The 18,806-nt window shown below is 54.1% G+C and carries 17 protein-coding genes; 13 read left to right on the top strand and 4 right to left on the bottom strand.

Going from position 1 to position 18,806, the window contains the following annotated elements; genetic code table 11:
• Nucleotides 1-5 precede the first annotated feature (5 nt).
• From FE783_RS19975 to FE783_RS20020, 12 genes are all read left to right on the top strand, one after another.
• Complete coding sequence (locus FE783_RS19975) at nt 6-812, top strand: response regulator transcription factor (RefSeq protein ID WP_138881163.1); 807 nt, start codon at nt 6-8, stop codon at nt 810-812.
• 61 nt (nt 813-873) lie between these two features.
• The gene (locus tag FE783_RS37645) at nt 874-1,047 is read left to right on the top strand and encodes a hypothetical protein (RefSeq protein ID WP_158301924.1); all 174 of its coding nucleotides are present in this window, start codon (nt 874-876) and stop codon (nt 1,045-1,047) included.
• Nucleotides 1,044-1,229, top strand: coding sequence for a hypothetical protein (locus FE783_RS19980; RefSeq protein WP_138881164.1), 186 nt, complete (start codon nt 1,044-1,046; stop codon nt 1,227-1,229). Before FE783_RS37645 ends, FE783_RS19980 begins: the two co-directional genes overlap by 4 nt.
• A 21-nt stretch (nt 1,230-1,250) precedes the next feature.
• Entirely contained in the window at nt 1,251-3,470 is a 2,220-nt protein-coding gene (locus FE783_RS19985) for a hypothetical protein (RefSeq protein ID WP_138881165.1), read from the top strand.
• Nucleotides 3,471-3,552: 82 nt separating this feature from the next.
• Nucleotides 3,553-5,217, top strand: coding sequence for an extracellular solute-binding protein (locus FE783_RS19990; RefSeq protein WP_138881166.1), 1,665 nt, complete (start codon nt 3,553-3,555; stop codon nt 5,215-5,217).
• A gap of 280 nt (nt 5,218-5,497) precedes the next feature.
• Nucleotides 5,498-6,595, top strand: a complete 1,098-nt coding sequence (locus FE783_RS19995) for a hypothetical protein (RefSeq protein ID WP_138881167.1) — start codon at nt 5,498-5,500, stop codon at nt 6,593-6,595.
• A gap of 215 nt (nt 6,596-6,810) precedes the next feature.
• Nucleotides 6,811-8,376 (top strand): spore germination protein, encoded by a 1,566-nt coding sequence (locus FE783_RS20000; protein WP_138881168.1) that lies wholly within the window; start codon nt 6,811-6,813, stop codon nt 8,374-8,376.
• Nucleotides 8,377-8,429: 53 nt separating this feature from the next.
• A complete protein-coding gene (locus tag FE783_RS20005; RefSeq protein WP_338015879.1) occupies nt 8,430-9,515 on the top strand; it encodes a Ger(x)C family spore germination protein in 1,086 nt (361 codons plus the stop codon).
• Nucleotides 9,476-9,628: a Ger(x)C family spore germination C-terminal domain-containing protein gene (locus tag FE783_RS38855; RefSeq protein ID WP_476638928.1), complete on the top strand. Its 153-nt coding sequence runs from the start codon at nt 9,476-9,478 to the stop codon at nt 9,626-9,628. The genes FE783_RS20005 and FE783_RS38855 overlap by 40 nt, the downstream gene beginning before the upstream one ends.
• A 12-nt stretch (nt 9,629-9,640) precedes the next feature.
• The gene (locus tag FE783_RS20010; RefSeq protein ID WP_138881169.1) at nt 9,641-9,874 is read left to right on the top strand and encodes a hypothetical protein; all 234 of its coding nucleotides are present in this window, start codon (nt 9,641-9,643) and stop codon (nt 9,872-9,874) included.
• A gap of 15 nt (nt 9,875-9,889) precedes the next feature.
• Nucleotides 9,890-10,987: a GerAB/ArcD/ProY family transporter gene (locus tag FE783_RS20015; RefSeq protein ID WP_138881170.1), complete on the top strand. Its 1,098-nt coding sequence runs from the start codon at nt 9,890-9,892 to the stop codon at nt 10,985-10,987.
• Between the two features lies 1 nt (nt 10,988).
• The gene (locus FE783_RS20020; protein ID WP_158301925.1) at nt 10,989-12,086 is read left to right on the top strand and encodes a GerAB/ArcD/ProY family transporter; all 1,098 of its coding nucleotides are present in this window, start codon (nt 10,989-10,991) and stop codon (nt 12,084-12,086) included.
• A gap of 82 nt (nt 12,087-12,168) precedes the next feature.
• On the opposite strand, the gene FE783_RS20025 is transcribed toward FE783_RS20020, so the two are convergent.
• Genes FE783_RS20025 through FE783_RS20035 form a run of 3 tightly spaced genes read right to left on the bottom strand, consistent with a single transcriptional unit; the run spans nt 12,169 to nt 15,403 of the window.
• Nucleotides 12,169-13,257: an efflux RND transporter periplasmic adaptor subunit gene (locus tag FE783_RS20025; RefSeq protein ID WP_238403170.1), complete on the bottom strand. Its 1,089-nt coding sequence runs from the start codon at nt 13,255-13,257 to the stop codon at nt 12,169-12,171.
• A 56-nt stretch (nt 13,258-13,313) separates the two neighbouring features.
• On the bottom strand, nt 13,314-14,687 hold the full coding sequence (locus tag FE783_RS20030; protein WP_138881173.1) for an ABC transporter permease: 1,374 nt from the start codon (nt 14,685-14,687) through the stop codon (nt 13,314-13,316).
• Nucleotides 14,684-15,403, bottom strand: a complete 720-nt coding sequence (locus FE783_RS20035; protein ID WP_138881174.1) for an ABC transporter ATP-binding protein — start codon at nt 15,401-15,403, stop codon at nt 14,684-14,686. Before FE783_RS20035 ends, FE783_RS20030 begins: the two co-directional genes overlap by 4 nt.
• A gap of 313 nt (nt 15,404-15,716) precedes the next feature.
• On the opposite strand from FE783_RS20035, the gene rpoN reads away from it, so the two are divergent.
• On the top strand, nt 15,717-17,051 hold the full coding sequence (gene rpoN / locus FE783_RS20040; protein ID WP_158301926.1) for an RNA polymerase factor sigma-54: 1,335 nt from the start codon (nt 15,717-15,719) through the stop codon (nt 17,049-17,051).
• A gap of 192 nt (nt 17,052-17,243) precedes the next feature.
• Here the strand turns inward: rpoN and alr are convergent, their stop codons facing one another.
• Nucleotides 17,244-18,416, bottom strand: a complete 1,173-nt coding sequence (alr, locus tag FE783_RS20045) for an alanine racemase (protein WP_138881176.1) — start codon at nt 18,414-18,416, stop codon at nt 17,244-17,246.
• Between the last annotated feature and the right edge of the window lie 390 nt (nt 18,417-18,806).

Below are 18,806 nucleotides of genomic sequence, written 5' to 3' on the forward strand. Positions count from 1 at the left end.
AAGTCATGTCCATGCAACTGCTGCAAGAAAAGATGGAAACCGCACCTTTGTTTTATCGCCTTAGCCGGGTGCTGGTGGAATCGGCCGAGACGGCATGCGGCCTAATTTTCGCGAAGTGTACGTTAAGCGAAGCCCGGCTTGCACGGTTGAAGGAGAAAATTTCCGGCCCGGACCCCGAAGCGCAGTTTTACTACGCCTCGAATTACGGGAGGCTGGCCATCCTGCTGCCGGACAAGAAGCTGAGCTATACGCACTATGTTTCGTTGTCGGTCAAACAGTATCTGCAGGACGGGAACATTCCGGGCGGCGGCCTGCTCATCACGAGCTTTCCGGAATGCGGAGTCCCCAAGGAAGCGGATGTGCAGGCGATGCACGATATGATCGCGGATGAAGCGGACAACGACAACCCGATTCTGATCTACAATCAGCCGGAAGCGAAGACGAAGCAATCGACCATTCTCATCATCGACGAGGACGCCACCGTTGGCGAATTGCTCCATTCGCGGCTCCGGATGAAAGGTTACGAAGTATACACGGCTGATAACGGTCTGGACGGGCTGCGCCTGTTCAAATCGCTGTCGCCGGATCTCGTCATAACGGAGCTGTCGCTGCCCGTATACGACGGCTACGAGCTGATCCGCAGCATACGCGGGGAAAAAGAGCAATACGTTGACTGCAGCATTATGGTGCTGTCGGACAAAAGGATGGAACGGGATATTAGCGCCTGCTTCGAGATGGGCGTGGCCGACTACATGACGAAGCCCTATTCCCCGGTGGAGCTGGAAGCGAGAATTCGCCGACTCCTGCAATAGCGGATTAACGACGACGATACAGGCTTTGCCGTGCAAGGCCGATAGGAGGAGGAATGGGATCTTGAAAGCAACGGAAAGAAGCGGGGATTTGACCGGTCTTCGCCAGGAACTTCTGCACTTTATTTCGGAAGCCCAGAGCAATCGCCACAATCCGTCCGGGTCGCTTGCCAGCTATGTGGGAGAATTGAGAGACATTTTGTTGAAGCATATCGACGCCGGAGTGTATGAAACGTGAAAAAATTCGACGACTATCCGAAAGCATTCAAGAAGATGGTCCGGTACATCCGGCAGGAAGCGACAATCGAACAAATCCGCGGCATGGAGACGATTTTCACCGACACGGTCGCTTGGCGCAAGCTGGCGCTGACGCCGGACGGCGAGGCACGGGACCGCAATTGGAGCAGGAAGCCGCGATAAGTAAGGAGAAAAGTTGCCATTATGAAAAGGAACATAAAGCTGCGCCTAAGCTTGACGATCGTCGCCGTTCTGCTTGCCGGTTATTTCGGCTGGCAGCAATTTCGGCCCCTCAGCGCCGGGAGCGCCTCCGTAGAGAGCGCGAAGCAGGATAACGGAATGAACGTCAAATTCCGCACGCAGGGCGATCAGATCGAAATATTCGAGGGCCAGAAGTGGCAGTCTTTCTTCGCCAAAGGAGTTAATGTCGGGGCTACGGTGCCCGGCCACGACCCGGGGGAGCTCGCGATCGACAAAAAAACGTTTTTGCGCTGGTTTGACGAGATCAAGCAGCTGGGCGCCAACGTCATCCGGGTGTATACGATCCATGAGCCGGTGTTCTATGAAGCTTTGGTCGAATACAACGAGGCGCATGCCGATTCGCCGCTCTATTTCATCCAGGGAGTATGGTCGCCCGAGGCGCAAATGATCAAGACCCATGACGCTCTAAGCCCCCTTGCCACGAAAGAGTTCAAGAAAGAGATCATTTACGCGGTCGGGGCCGTATACGGAGATGTCAGCATTACGAAGGAGAGAGGGAAGGCAGACGGCAAATACAGAGCGAATGCCGGACCTTATTTGCTCGGCTGGAGTATCGGTACGGAATGGGATCCGCCGATCGTGGAGGCGACGGACAAGGCGAACGCGGGGATGGAGCCGTTCCGGGGCGCCCATTTCAAGGCGAAGGACGGGGCGACGCCGTTCGAGAATATGCTGGCGGAGATGCTCGATACGCTGGCCGCGTTCGAGAGCAAGCAGGGCTGGCAGCATCCGCTGGCGTTTACGAACTGGGTATCGACCGACCCGCTTGAGCATCCGGGGGAAATCGACCGCGCCGAGGATCTGGTCGGCGTCGATCCGATGCATATCGAGCCGGTGGATTGGCCGGCGGGTTATTTCGCATCGTACCATGCTTATCCGTATTATCCGGAGTTTTTCCGCAGCGACGAGACGCTGAAAAACATCAAAAACGACAAAGGCGAAATCGACACGTATAAAGCTTACCTCCGTCTGCTGAAGCGACATCATGACGGCATTCCGATTATGGTTACGGAGTTCGGCGTTCCCGCCTCGCTCGGAATCGGGCATATTACCGGCCTCGGCCGGAATCAGGGCGGACATACGGAGGAGGAGCAGGGCAAAATCAATGCCGATCTGCTGCACGAAATCGTTCAGGAAAACTATGCCGGCGCGATCCTGTTCATGTGGCAGGACGAATGGTTCAAGCGGACGTGGAATACGCAAGATTTCGAGCAGCCGGTCGACCGGCGCAAATATTGGCTGAACGTGCTGACGAACGAGAAATTGTTCGGCATTACCGGAATGTATTCGAGCAAGGACGGTCCGCTCTTGATCGACGGCAGCTTGGACGACTGGGAGAAGCTCAAGGACAAGAAGAAGTTCGATCCCGGCGTACCCGGCTGGAACAACATGTGGGTAACGCATGACGAAGCTTACGTATACATTGCCGGCGAGCTCGAGCAAGAGTTCGATCCGGAGAGGCATCTATTGTATATCGGAGCGGACACGCTGGAGGGCGGGAACCGGCATTCGAAGGAATTGGGCAACCGGACGCTGAGCGAAGGCTTAGAGACGCTCGTCACGATCGGCAAAACGTTGGAAAGCCAAGTGAGCATCGCCTCGAATTACGACTTGACGACCCGGCTGTGGGGCGGAATTAACGGGATGGCTCCCGTAGTCGAAGAGGAGTTGATCGACGACTCGGGGGTGTTTAAACCGTGGAAGCTGATCCTCGACATGGAATTCAGCCCGCCGGCAGCCAAGTACTACCGCCCGTACAAGGATGTTGCGGCAGGCCAGCTGAGACGCGGTACGACGGACCCGTCTTCTCCGGATTACAATTCGCTCGCGATGTGGCAGGCGAAAGGGAACGTCATCGAGATGCGAATTCCGTGGATGCTGTTCGGCTTCGCGGACCCGAGCTCCTTGCTGGCGGTCAATTACGAAGAGAAGGGCGGCAAGCTGCAAACCCAGAAGGTGGACGGAATCCGCCTCATTCCGTGGATCGTGGACAGAAGCACGAACGAGATCAAAGGTTTGGGCGACGGCAGCGGCGTAACGGATGTGTCCCGAATGCCCAAGTATAAATGGAAGCCGTGGAACGAGGTCCAATACCAGGAAAGGCTGAAGAAGAGCTACGCGATCATGCAGGAAGCTTTCCGGAAGATCGGCAACGGCAACTGAAAATGAATATCACGACAGGCTTACCCGCCAAGATTTCGACGATCATGGCGGGTTGTTTTGTATAAACGATGGAGGGATATGGATGGCAACTGCAAACGGGGTGATCCGCACGGGCATAACGGTTCTCGCGGCGGCCTCGCTGGTCACCGGCTGCTTATCGGACAAGCATGATGACGGCAAGAAGACGCAGGAGATGAATAGCAAGCAGACGGGCTCCGGGACTGGAGGCGAAGGCAAGTTCGTGCTCGGGGAAACGCCGCTTGCCTTCAGCTTGTTCGGCAACTATGACTGGTATGCGATGCAGCCGTGGGGAGGAGATCCGGCAACGCGTTGGATTAAGGAACACAAAAAGGTAAGCGTTACCAATATTCCGTCCGGGGGCAAAGCCGCGCAAACGTTCAATTCGATGCTCGCTTCCGGAGGATTGCCCGACGTGATTTTCACCGAACGGGGAGCTGACGTGGAACGGCTCCGCAAGGCGGGCAAGCTCGTGGCGCTCGATCCGTACTTGGAGAAATATCCGAATTTGAAAAAGTGGGCGGGGGCCGCTACGCTCAATTTGCTCCGTTCGGAGGACGGCAAGCTGTATTTGTTCCCGAATTGGCATGCGTCCGCTCCTACCGGCAACGGGGGCTACAGCATCAACAACAAAATTTACGGGGAGCTCGGTTCGCCGAAGCTGGAAACGTTCGACGATCTGTACCTTTATTTGCAGCTCGTCAAGCAGAAATATCCGGATGTCGTTCCGTTCGAGGTGACGATTAAGGGGCAGGGGATCGACGTATTGTATTCCGGCTTCGCGAACGACCATCCGACGATGTTTCTATCCCAGTTGGCGGTACCCTCCGGGGATCGGCTGACGTCCATTTTCTCCGACCCGGTCTATAAGGAAACGATGCTGTTCGCGAGCAAGCTGTACCGGGAGAAATTAATGTCGCTGCAGCCGCTTACCCAGACGCTCGAGCAGGTGAGAGACAAGGTCACCTCCGGGAAGGTGGCCGTTATGGCGGCCTATAACGTCACGGACTTGACGCGCCGCGGAAACTTGACCCAAGACGCCTCGGCTTCGGGAGTCGGGTATAAGCTCATTTGGCCGCTGCGCAAAGACGGGGTGGACCGCAATAAAGTGTGGCCGACCCAGTACGATTCGACCGGCTGGAACGCTTCCGTTATCACCACGAGCGCGGCCAATCCCGAAGGCATCTTCGCATACTTGGACTGGCTGACCGGCGAGGAAGGGCAGCGCGTATTGAACTTCGGACCGAAAAGCTTGTACTGGAGCGAAACCGACGAGGAGGGTCTCCCCGTTTTCAAACCGAACTATTACGACGAGATCGGGGAGGTGAACCGGCTGCTCGGCGTATGGGATACGTTTCAATGGGCCGGGAACTCGACTTATATGAGTAAAGCTTGGGAGAGCGTGGAGAAGCAGCGCCCTTCGAGCGGAAACGATTCGAAGCCGAAGCAAACCGCGATCAGCCTGCAGACGTCGTTCAATGCGACCGAATTCGTCAATCTGGAGCCGGATCCGACGTCGGAGGAGGGCAAGATCGCCGAGAACGTGCGGGGCATTTACGACGAAGCGAAGGCGAAGATGCTGAACGCCCGGAACGACGCGGAAGTCATCGCGGTGCTGGCGCAGGCGGACAAGGAGGCGACCGCGGCAGGCTATGGGAAGCTGCTGCAATATATGACGGCCAAGTGGCAGGATAATAGACAGAAGCTGGGCTTGAAGCCGGGTGGCTGAGTCATAGTAATTGGACGGGATAACCGTTTAATAACATTTAGATAATACTTACATTTCTTTAGGTTGATGGAAGCTCCAAAGGATGAGACGACCTTTTGTCCCATACGGATTGTGCCGTCCTCGTTCTTTCGAGGGGGCGTCCGATTAACCGAATATCGCGTTCGCGGGACTATTCTCTTAATTTTATGTAAACAGTCCAAATGATCTATTCTTTTGCCTGTTTCTTTCCGTATAATTCCATTATAACATCATTCGGTCTACATCCGGGAGGAACAGCAAAGTGAAAAGCAAAATAGCGGGGTGTTTCGTATTGATCGCCATCGTACTGTCCATGTCCATGTCGTTTGCCGCTTACGGCGAGGAAGAGAGCGTCTGGCAGGCGAACAATACCGCTTATTTGAACTCTTATTGGTTCAGCGGGGTCATCCCTTTGACGGACGAGCAGATCCGGGAGAAGGTACTGGAGTTGCGGAAATACAGCATCAAATACCAGCTGGCGGATATCGGGGTGCTCATCTCGAGCGGAAACGCCCGCAACGGCACGCTTTCGGAGCAAGGGTACAATCAATTGGCGCGGTGGATCAAAATTTCCAAGGAAACGGCGCCGGATCAGCGCGTTATCGTGCTGGTTAACGACGGCAAACGGACGATATGGAAAAACGGCAAAAAAGTGGCCAATCCGAACTTCGGGAACGCCGTGTACAATACGAATCTGAGAGCGGTCGCCGACAAACTGATCAATCAAGGCGTTGCGTATAACGGCAGCGTGTACAAAGCGGACGGCATCCAGCTCGATATCGAAGGATTTCTGCCGAACGACCCGGTCTTGAAATCGACGGCGCAATACGTACGGGCCGTTCTAAGCGATAGCGTCATCTATTCGATCGCTTCTCCCGCGGATTCGGCCGTATGGTCGGATGCGTACGTCAGCGAGATGGCCGGCATATTCAACATGCTGAACCCGATGATGTACGATCAGATGGGCTATGGTTCCCCCGTTACTTCTCCCGAGACGTACCAGCAATTTTGGAAGGCTACGGTCGTTCGGTACGCCCGTGCGATTGCGCACAGCGGCAACCCGGGTACGATGCTGAATCCGACGATGCCCTCCTATGAGAAGAAGATAGCGGAAGACGGTACGGTATATCACGATCCCGCCGTCGAGAACATATACAATGCCGCCATAGGGTTAAAGCTGGCCAGAGACCAACTGGCTCTCGAACGCGCGGGCGACCCGAGCATCAATCCGAACGGCGTGCACGGATCCGGCATTTTCTGGTGGAGCTCCTTTATTATGATCGAGCCCGATCCGAGAACCGGTTATAATTACGCGCAGGACCGCCAGTGGTGGCTGGAAAGTTGGGTGCAGCAACAATAAAGATAGGTCAGAGCCGTCCGGTGCAGGACGGCTTTTCGCATGTTTAGGAATTTTGCGAAGCCAATTTCTGCGGATAACGGGGGCTCCCCCGGAAGGAATAGGAATAATCAACGAAGCAGATCTTCACTTCTGGGGGATTGGTTCTTAAGTTTATAATCATGCGTTCGGGAAACAATAGAAAAAGTTGGGAGCTCAAGTCGGAAGAAGGTCGGGTCATGAAATTTTTCAAAAAAAAAGCTAACGCTAATCGCTTGTCCATACATGACGCCGAAAACCGGCAACCGGTTCTTGCCGAATCGCTTAAGGCCAGTCTTTCGGAAAATATTCAGCTAATGAAAGAAATTGTCGGGTACAGCGGCGACATCGTGATCAGGGAATTCAGAATCGGCCCCGGGGGGCGGATTCGGGCCGCCATGTGTTATACCGATGGGCTCGTCGATATGAAGTCCGCTCAACAGCATATTATGGAAACCCTCATGGCGGACCCCGATTATAGCGATCCAAATCTGCTGCAGGACATGAAGGAACGCATCCTTTCCGTAGGAGACATTCAGGACGTAACGGAGTTCGGCCCTTTATTCACTTCCCTCCTGTCGGGCGGCGTTATTCTTTTGCTGGACGGATATTCGCAAGGTTTAATAATCGGCATGAGCGGATGGGAAGGCCGCAGCGTGACCGAGCCCGCTACGGAATCGGTCGTGCGCGGGCCGAAGGAAAGCTTTACGGAAAACTTGCAAACCAACACGGCGTTAATCCGAAGAAAGATCAAAGACCCGAATTTATGGCTCGAACGCAAACAAATCGGCAGGGTGACGAAAACGAGCGTGGCCGTCATGTATATTCACGGCATCGTCAATGACAAAACGGTAAAAGAAGTGCGCAGTCGTCTCGATCGCATCGATATAGACGGCATTCTCGAAAGCGGCTATGTCGAGGAATTGATCCAGGATGAAGCCTATTCGCCGTTTCCGACCATCTATAACTCCGAACGTCCGGATGTTATCGCTGCCGAGCTTCTTGAAGGGAAAATTGCCATTCTGGTAGACGGGACGCCGTTTGTGCTCATCGTACCCGCGTTATTTATTTCTTTCTTCCACTCTGCGGAAGATTATTATCAGCGTGCCGACATCAGCAGCTTCATCCGCATCCTTCGTTTCGTGGGTTTCTTTATCGCGCTGCTCGGTCCGTCGATCTATATCGCCATCACCACGTTTCATCAGGAAATGCTGCCGACACAGCTGTTGATCAGCTTGGCGGGTCAACGGGAAGGCGTACCTTTTCCCGCTTTCATCGAAGCGCTTATGATGGAGGTGACATTCGAAATATTGCGGGAGGCCGGTTTGCGGATGCCAAGGGCAATCGGGCAAGCGGTGTCGATCGTCGGAACGCTCGTCATCGGCCAGGCGGCGGTTGAAGCAGGCATCGTTTCGGCCGCCATGGTCATCGTCGTCTCGATTACGGCGATTTCCAGCTTTGTTTTTCCTGCCTCGAACATGTCCATCGCGATCCGTATGCTGCGGTTTCCATTAATGGGACTCGCCGCTTCCTTTGGCATTTTCGGAATTATTATCGGGATCATCGCGCTTGTTTTGCACTTGTGCAGCTTGCGCTCATTCGGAGTCCCCTACATGAGTCCGTTTGCTCCCGTTATCGTCGACGATCTGAAAGACACCATCTTTCGGGTTCCTCACTGGGCCATGTTCACTCGTCCCAGACTGGTCAGCCAGAAGAATGTCCGACGCGGACGAAATAAGCCCCCGAAGCCGGATACCCGGTCATAAGAACATTATGGCTGCCGGTAGTCATGTCGATCGCTCAATAAGGTGGGGTGTTTATGGTACGAAATCTGCTCTTATTGTTTCTATCCGCCGTCCTGCTCGCAACCGCTACGGGATGCTGGAATCGCCGGGAATTAAATACGCTTGCAATTGCAGTCGGACTTGGCATCGATCGAGCAGGGGATAACTACAAAGTATCCGTACAGGTCGTCAATCCGGGACAAGCGGCTTCTCGAAAAGGGGAAAGTCTTCGTTCTCCCGTTGTCCTATACCGGGCCACCGGAGCTTCCATTATTGAAGCGATGCGCAAAATGACGAAGGAAAGTCCGCGAAATATTTATTCGTCCCATGTGCGGGTCGTAGTTCTAGGAGAGTCGCTGGCGAGAGAAGGGATCGGGGAGGTGTTGGATTTCATGTCGCGGGATCATGAGTTTCGCACCGATTTTTACATCGTGGTGGCGAGAGACGACGAAGCGGCAAACCTCCTGTCCATCATGACCTCGTTGGAAAAAATACCGTCCATCGAGCTGTTCGATTCCCTGGAAACTTCGCAGAGAACTTGGGCACCCTCGGTTAAAGTTACATTGGACAAGCTGATTTCCAGCTTGACCACCGCGGGCAAACACGCCGTATTGACCGGCGTCAGAGCGACCGGAGACGTCGAAGCGGGGAAAACGGAAAAAAACATCACTTCCCTCATACAAAAAAGCCGGCTGAAATCGGCAGGATTGGCGGTATTTAACGGCGATAAACTGATCGGCTGGCTGGATGATACCGAAAGCAAGGCTTATAACTTTCTAACCGATAATGTGGAAAACACGATAGGATATGCGAACTGCCCGGAAGGAGGCAGATTTTCGGTGGAGGTCATCCGGTCGAAAACGATCGTCAAAGGAAAGCTTGCAGGCGGCGCGCCGGCGATAGATGTGAACATTCGAACGGAAGCGAACGTGGGGGAAGTCGCGTGCCGTATCGATCTGACCAAAGCGAATTCGATCGAGACGCTCGAAACGATCGGCGAGAAGACCGTAAAGGAGTTTTCGAAGCGACGATCAAAAGGGTGCAAAACCAATATAAAGTGGACATTTTCGGATTCGGTGAAGTGTTCCATCGCACGGAACCGAAAGCCTGGAAAAAGGTAAGGGAAAATTGGGATGCGCAGTTCGCCGATCTCCCGGTAAACGTGAATGTCGATATCCGAATACGACGTCTAGGCACGATAAACAATTCTTTTCTGGAAGAATTAAAAAATTAAGGAGCGTTTCCGATGTGGAAAATTAGCGGGATTCTTGCGGTAACAGCCGTAATCGCGATGCTGGAAGTTCCTTCTCTTTGGAAACAAAAATTAGTGAAGGAGCTGTGGGTATTCGCCATTCTGCTTTTCGTAGGGGCGGGACTCAGCTTTGCGCTGATCATGCATGTGACCCTTCCGAGCCCGCTCGATTTTCTTACATGGATTTACAAGCCGATCAGCGATGTCTTAAAGAAATTTTTGAGCTAAGGGAGTCCGGAGCGGATGCTGGAAAAAGGTAAAATCAATATTCGCCAATTTACGATACTGGTCGCCCTTCTGACCGTTGGCGATTCCATCCTCATCTTGCCCGCCGTTCCCGCTACGGAGGCGAAGCAGGATGCATGGATCTCCGGCATCGTCGGATTGCTCATCGGACTGCTTGTCGTCTATTTGGTCGGAACGGTCGGTCGGAAGTATCCTGGCTTGAACTTGATCGAATACAATGCCAAACTGTTGGGAACATGGGCCGGAACAGCCGTTTCCATCGTTTTCTTGGCGTATATCTTCTATAATGCTGCAGGACTTGTAAGGATTATCGGCGATTTTATGACTACGCATATTATTCCGGAAACCCCCATCGATGCTATCCATATTTTGTTTCTTAGCGTCATCGCCATGGGCTTGAGGCTTGGACTCGAGGCCGTCGCCCGAGCCGGAGAAATCTTTTTCCCCTGGTTTGTGCTGCTCTTTCTCGGGCTCGTCCTGTTTCTAATTCCCCAGATTGATCCCAAACAAGTGCAGCCGGTTTTCGCGGAAGGAATCAAGCCGGTTTTACGGGGATCCCTATTTTCCGCCTCCAACCCCTATATGGAGCTGGTTGCGTTTTTAATGATTTTTCCTTACGTCAATAGGACGGAGAAGATTCGAAAATATTTTGTGTCGGGTGCTTTGCTCGGAGGTATCGTTCTCGTGATCATGATCGCCTTATCCGTTCTTGTGCTTGGCTACGATTATTCATCCAGAAATATGTATCCGAGCTATACGCTTGCCAAACAAATCAGTATCGGCCGTTTTATCGAAAGGCTGGAAGCGATTATGGCCGTCATGTGGATCATTACGTTATTTATCAAAACGTCAATATTCGTATACGTGATTCAACTCGGTCTTGCACAAGTGCTCAAATTGAAAGAGTTTCGCGCGCTCGCCCTGCCGCTCGTTTTTATTATCGCCGCTTCGGCTACTTATTTTTCCCCGAATATAGCGCACTTTAGTCAGTATACAACGGCATATTGGCCTTATTTCGATATGACTTTCAGCATAGGCATGCCTTTGCTGCTCCTTGGCGCGTATGCGGTTCGCCAGAGAGGAGAAGGGATCTGAGATGCTGCAAAAGGGAAAAATCACCATTCGTCAGTTAACGATATTCGTGATGTTATATACGGTCGGGAGCGCCATTCTGATCATTCCCTCTATTCTTGCCGCCAAGGCCAAACAGGATGCCTGGATCGCCGCTTTAATCGGGATCGGTCTAGGTTTGCTTGTTATTCCGGTGTACATGGCTCTCGGGAAACGATTTCCGAACATGACCTTCGCCGAATACAGCGAAGTGATTTTAGGAAAGTGGCTGGGGAAAGCGACTTTTGCGATATTTTTCTTTTATGTGTTTATAATCGCTGTATTAACGCTTCGCAACATCGGGGATTTTTTGACGACTCAAATTATGCAGCAAACACCGATCCAAGCTATTCACATTTGCGTTATGGTCGTTGTCATTATGGGGGTTAAGCTGGGGCTTGAGCCTTTGGCGCGCGCCGCGGAACTATTTTTTCCGTGGGTCATCCTGCTTCTGATGATGTTGTTTGTGCTGCTGGCCCCACAGGTGGAGATGAAGAACATGCAACCCATCCTAGAGGAAGGGTTCTTTCCCGTGCTGAAAGCAACGATCTCCATTTTCACTTTTCCGTTTCTCGGGACCGTCACTTTTCTTATGATCTTACCTGCGGTGAACCGGATCGAGAAAGCCGGAAGAGCCTTATTTACGGGTATGCTTCTCGGCGGGCTCGTTCTTACGGTTATTACGGTACTGAGTATCACTGTGCTCGGGGCTGATCAAGTGGCCCGGAATAGCTTTCCAAGTTACGCGATAGCGAGAAAAATCAACATCGGTAACTTCCTGGAGCGTATCGAAGCGATCTTGGCCATTATCTGGATTCTAACGATCTATTTTAGATTGAGCATCATGCATTACGCGCTTGTTCAAGGCATAGCCGTATCGCTGCGTCTCCGCTCGCACCGGTTTTTGACGATCCCTTTGGGTGTTATAATCGTCGGGTTCTCCATATTTACGGTGCCCAACAGCACCTATTTGGCTACCTTTAATAAAACCACTTTGCCGCTATTCGTATTTACCATCGGCCTTTTACTGCCGTTGCTGCTGCTGCTTGTCGCCGTCTTGCGTAAGGTGAGTCGGGCGAATTAAAGCCCGTGCTTCCGCGCAGCGGCGCCGGAAACGCGGGCTTCACTTTGTAGGACAGGGGGGAGCTCTGGAACTTCTTGGGGGCTTACTGCAGCACGACCGTGTCGCCTTCCTGAAGTCCTTCGAGAACTTCCGTCTTGTCGGCGGTTTCGAGTCCGACCTTGATCGGGCGCTTCACGACGCCTTGAGGCGTCTCCAGCATCACGTAATAGCCGTCCTTGTCGCGCTGCACCACTATCGTCGAGACGGTGAGCACGTTTTTCTTGTTATCCGTTTCGATCATGGCCGTCAAGGTGAGCCCCGCGACGAGATTCTCGTGGGTGTCCAGAGAAATGACGACTTCGAACTGCGCCGGACCGGAATCGTTCGCATTCGCGGCCGCTTTCGGAAATTTCGAAACTTTCTCCACTTTGCCGGTCAGCTTCGTCTGCTTCAAAGCATCGATGTTCACCTGCACGGACATGCCCGGCTGGATGCGGAACACATCGTATTCCCCTACGGAAGTCGTCATTTGCAGCTTGGAGACGTCGACGATTTTGCCGACCGCTTCGCCCTCCGTCACCTTCTGCGGCTTGGTCGTTCCGGCGAGCAGGAAAATGCCCGATTCCGGTGCGGTCGCCTCCGCCTGCGCCAGCTTATTCCGCTTCGTCTCCAGCTGGGCACCCGAGATCGAACGGTTCACCTGGTCCAGCTCCTCCTGCACATCAATGGAAGCCGTCTTCGTGAAACGCTGCAGCGCCTCGCCTTCGTTCGCGGCGATCTTCTCGCCGGTTATCGCGGCGGCGGCCTGTTCCGCCGTCTTCAGCTTCGCCTCCAGCTCCGATTTGCGCATATTCGCCGTCTGTTGGGCGATTTCCTCGCGCAGTGTCTTATCGTCCAGCTTGAATAACGGATTTCCTTTGTTGACCTGCATGCCGTCGCTTACGGTCCATTGCGTTACGTCCGCCGAGAAGGGAGCGTACACGATCGTTTCCTTGACATAGGATGACTTCCCCTTTACCTCGACTGTGTTGGACAAGTCTTGCTTCTCCGCCTTGAATGTAAGCGAGCCGCCGCTCGGGCTTACTTGCGGCTTGGGCGCCCCGGGGTGGCTTTGCACATACAGCAAACTGCTTATGGCGAACAACAGAACGACGATGGCGACGTACAGCCACGTTTTCTTTTTACGCATCATGCTTGCTCCTTTGTTTGACGTCACGGAAAGTTTAACTTCGTTTTATGTACGAGTCGCTATTCTCGCTTGATAGCGGTCAGCGCGTCGGTTCTCGAAGCTTTGATCGCCGGGAATATGCCGGACATGATGCCGGTCAGCATGGCGAAGAACAGCCCGAGGGGCAATATCCAGAAGCTGATGAACAAAACCTCGGCGTCTTGTCCGGATTCGATGCTGCCGGTTTTGAGCAGGATGACGTTGATCCCCCATACGACCCAGTACGCGAACAAAATGCCGGCCAGCCCGCCCATTACGCCGAGCAGCGCCGATTCGACGACGAACATGTTGCGGATTTGCTTCAGGTTCGCCCCGAGCACCTTCATGATGCCGATCTGGCGCCTCCGTTGATGGGTCGACATCGTCATGGCCACGATGATCGAGATGGAAGCGACGAACAGGATGAATAGCCCCGCCCCCCCGAAAATGATCCGCACGATGACGAATTCCTTGCTCATGCTTTCCTGCCGGCTCAAATTGTTCATCGTCCGCAGCTTGAGCGATTGGATCAGCTTGTCCGTCTCGGCGACGTTGGCCGCCTGATCGACCTTGACCTTGACGTTGTTGAAGTGGCTTTCCGCGCTGGCCGATAAGGAGCCTTTTCCGGTGAGTGCAGCTTCCGCTTCGCGGATTTGCCTTGCCAGCCCCGGCGAAATATAAGCCGTTTTTTCCGAGAAAAAAACGCTTCGGTCCGACATGCCTTCCGAACGTTTCTCGATGGCGACGACCCGTACGGGAAATTCAAGTGTCCTTGAGGTACCGTCCGTCATTTGGACCGTCTTGAGCAGACGAACTTGCTTGCGGTACAGCGGATAAGGGACGATCGGCGGCTTCTCCCGGCCCTGGATAATATCCTGCTCCAGTTGGGCCTGCTGCCTCCGGGCCGAATCGGTTAGTGAAGTTTGCCGGTCTCGCAGCCCTATCGTCGCCGTATAGCTGAGCACGATCACATTGTCTTGATCGACAGGGGCTCCCTGCTGAAACTCCAGGCCGAAATCGGTCAACGATTCCAGATCGGTCGAGGTGACGTTCAAAAAACCGGTCTTCGACTCGTCTACGACGAATTGTAGTTGGCCGACGTCTTCGAAGCTGGCGGCCGTTTTCACATGGGGGAGCGATTTGATCAAATTCAGCTTCTGCTTCGTAATGCCGAAATCGTCGACAGCGCTCGTTTGAACTGCCCCGCCGCCCCGGTTGTTCATGACGGTAATCTCGTCCGTCTTCAAATAGTAGCTCATCTGCTTGACGCTGTAATGGGAGATTGATTCGCCGAAAGCGAGCGCGACGACGATCGAGGCGGAGCCGATCGCGATACCCATGACGCACAGCAGCGTAACGACCTTACGGCGCCGCAGCTGATCCCAGCCGAGTGCGATATAATCGCGGAATCTCATCTTGATCCGACTCCCTCCCGCCGATCGGCATGCTCGCCGGTTTCGTCTTCGGCGTCGACCAGGCGGCCGTCTCTCAGTTGAATGATCCGTTTCGTCCGTCGGGCTACTTCGTGCTCGTGCGTTACGATGACGAAGGTGATGCCGAGGTTTTGGTTCAGCTCGATCAGCAGGTCGATGATTTCCGCTTCCGTCTTCGTGTCCAGGTTGCCGGTCGGTTCGTCGGCAAACACGACGGCCGGCTCCGTTATGAGCGAGCGGGCGATGCTGACGCGCTGCTGCTGGCCTCCCGACAGCTGCGACGGGAACAGCTCCGTCTTGCCCGCGAGACCGACGCGCGTAAGCAGGGCAACCGCCTGATCGCGGCGGACTTTGCCCTTCACGCCTTGGAACACGAGCGGCAGCTCGACGTTCTCGCGCACCGTCAGATGGGGAATCAGCTCGTACGATTGAAAAATAAAGCCGATGTGCGTACGCCGGAACACGGCGAGCTCGTTCTCGCTCATTTTCTCGATCGGCCGTCCGGCTATAAGAATGCTGCCCTCGGTCGGCTTCATCAGGCCGGCCATCAAATTCAGCAGCGTCGATTTGCCGGAGCCGGAGCTGCCGAGCAGCGCGACCATCTCGCCGCGTTCGACCCGGAAGTCGATGCCGGCGAGCACTCGGGTCGATTCCGTTCCGTTCAGGAACGAATGGGAAAGCTGTTGAACGACTAGCACGATACCCCTCCGTATGGTTGGTTGGCCTGGCGAACGGCCCATGACCGAAGCCGTCCGCGCGGACAGCTTCGTTTACAAAACCAATCATACACGATGGTACTTAACAGTTTTTCAAGAAATAATGAAGTTTTTCTTAATTGTTCAGGAAGTGCCTAGCTGCGATCGATCGCTTGGATGGATGGAGGCGAAAACTAAATCCCGGGAAGTAAAGAGGTTGCGTTGGGAGCGCTGCCAAATATTAATGGCACGATTTTTGCGTCTTTTCCTGTATGATGATAGTAAGCATGAAATTGAGGCTAGGCAGGTGCAGACAATGATGATGAACTCCACGCTCGGCCAGACGCTAACCCAGCAGCAACACTTGTCGCCGCAGCTGCAGCAGTCGATTCACATTTTGCAAATATCCGCGGCGGAGCTGGCCGATTATTTGCAGGAGCAGTCGATGGGCAACCCGCTTCTCTCCGTCACCTGGCAGTCGCCTGGAGAGCGGAAGCGCAAGTCGGCTGCCGGCATGCGGCCGGACATCGGCGACGACGTTCTGAGCCGGGTCCGCAGCACGGCGGATACACTCGAATCGGAGCTGCTCGGGCAGCTGCGGATTAGCGGAATCGACGGGCGGCATTTGCGGATCGCGCGGTATTTGGCCGGCAATGTGGACGAAAGTGGGTATGTGGCCGTCGGATTGGAAGAAACGGCCGCCATTCTCGGGGAACCGCTCGAGGAAATAGAAGAGGCGCTGCGTCAGCTGCAGTCGCTGGAACCGGCGGGGATCGGAGCCAGAGATCTCCGGGAATGCTTGCTGCTGCAAATAGCGGCAGACTCCGACGCGAACGTATGGGCGTCGGCCGTCGTAAGCGAATGCTTGGCGGATGTCGCCGGCGGCAGGCTGAAGAAGATCGCCGGGAAGCTCGGCATTACCGGAGAGCAGGTGAATCAGGCGATCGATTATATTCGCGGCTTGGACCCGAGACCCGGGCGAAGGTTCGGCATTTCGACCGGCACATACATTCAGCCCGATGCTTACATCCGCAAAATCAATGGAGATTACACCATCGTGCTGAACGAATCGCTGCTTCCGAAAATGTCGATCAACCCATACTATGAGAATCTGCTCCATGATAACGATTGCAAAGAAGCGAAACCGTTTCTGAGCGGTTCCATGCAGTCCGCCAAATGGCTCATCCGCAGCGTCGAGCAGCGGAATGCGACGTTGTACCGCGTATTGGAAACGATTGTCGAGAAACAGGTCGATTTTCTGGAGCAGGGTGTTCAGCATTTGAAACCGATGAATCTGAAAGCGATTGCGGATCGTCTGGACGTGCACGAATCTACGGTCAGCCGTGCCGTCCGGGATAAATATGTACAAACGCCGCAAGGACTGTTCGAGTTGAAATATTTTTTCACGACCGGATTGCCGACTGCTGGCGGAGACAGCACATCCGCGGAGACGATCAAGGCTAAGATCAGACTGTATATCGACGGCGAAGACAAAAGAAGTCCGCTCTCCGACCAGCAAATGGCCGATATGCTCGCCGCCGAAGGCATCCGCATATCCCGCAGGACGGTAATGAAATACCGCGAGGAGATGCAGCTGCTGTCGTCCCGTTTAAGGATGGCCGGCACAGCAGCAGCCGGCGGACGGCCATAAGGTACAAATGAACACTACCGGGGTGGATATAACGGCAGCGAGTCGAAATAGTGTTCAAATGTACCTTAAGTGCTCGGTTGATGTGCGATTTGACCGAGTACCGGAGTACATGGATAAGCATAAGGTATAAATGAACATTAACGGAGTAGAATACCGCCAGCGAGCCTAAATAGCGTTCAAATGTACCTAAAGCTAGTGCACCCGCAGGCCTCCGACATACACCCGCGGCACCCGGCTCCCGATCGAGCAGACGACTTCATAATGGATCGTGCCCATCAGCGCGGCTGCTTCACCGGCGGAGATGCCTCCGTCTCCACCTTCTCCGAACATTTCGACCTCGTCGCCGATTCGCACTCCCGAAACCTCCGTGACGTCCAGCATCGTTTGATCCATGCACACCCTTCCCGCGAATGGAACGCGATGTCCGTTTACGAGAGCCGCTCCTTTGTTGGACAGCCGTCTGGATAACCCGTCCGCATAGCCGATCGGAACGGTGGCGATAAGGGTATCCCGATCGGGAACGAACGTGCAGCCGTAGCCGACGGGCTGGCCTGCGGGCGTAAGCTTCAAGTCCGAGACGGTCGTCATGAGGCGCATGGCGGGCCGGAGCGGATAGGAAGGCAGCCGGGTATGTTCCGAAGGATACAATCCGTACAAGGCGATGCCTACGCGAACCATATCCAGATGCATGGACGGGTAACGGATCGCTGCCGCGCTGTTGCAGCAATGCTTCAGCGGCACTTGTATCCCGTCTTCCGCAAGTGTGGAGACAACCGATTGGAACGCGCCGAACTGCCGCATCGTATATACCGGATCCTCCCCGTCGGCGTCGGCGAAATGGGTGAAAACACCCTCCAGCTCGATGTAACGGGCTTGCATCGCCTTCCGGGCCAGCGCAAGTACGGCTTGCGGGTCCGATAGGCCGATCCGGTTCATTCCCGTATCAACTTTGAGGTGAACCCGGGCTCGTTTATGCAAAGCTTCCGTCCAGCGTATCACCTCATCCAATACTTCATCGGAGAACACGGTCAAGCCGATCTCGTGCTCTACAGCCGCCCGGACGGAGCCGGGAGGCGTATACCCGAGCACCAGCACCGGGTGACCGATCGATGCCGCTCTCAATTGGAGCGCTTCGTCCAGGAAGGCGACGCCCAATATGTCGGCACCCGCCGTAATGGCGGCACGGGCGACTTTCACGGCTCCATGGCCGTATCCGTTCGCTTTGACGACCGCCATTAATGCCGTGCTCCTTGGTATGTTTTCTTTAAACCGTTTCGTATTATGTGCAATCGCTTCCAGACTGATTTCCGCCCAAGTGTGGCGGTACCCGATCGGCGGCCGTTCGCCGGTAATGGATGGCGTCATCGTATTCTCCCGCGTAGTGGATTTTCATATAGGGTAAGTATAGTTCCCGCCGACGGGGGTGTCTTCGTTAAGGCTAACAAATTAGCACGTCCGGGTTTGTCGGTCATCACAACAAGCGTATGCCGAACAGCGCGCTGCACATTTCGCGGACCGCTTTTTCTATATTGTCCCATGTCCTATTTATACCTATTCCGCATCTTATTTCTGTTGTCTACAATATGTCTATAATCGGTATACCGATTGTATATTATGGAAAGTCCATTTATAATTGGGCTTAAGCATACTATGTAAGCGGATGCAAAAACTTGTACCGTATCGGCGAAGCATACGTTGTTTCGGTGGATATTTACGCCAACTCCGATATGAAAGTTCGGAATTTTCCTGTTATCC

The sequence above is a fragment of the Paenibacillus mesophilus genome (genome assembly GCF_005938385.1).
In the GTDB taxonomy this organism is placed as follows: domain Bacteria; phylum Bacillota; class Bacilli; order Paenibacillales; family NBRC-103111; genus Paenibacillus_AB; species Paenibacillus_AB mesophilus.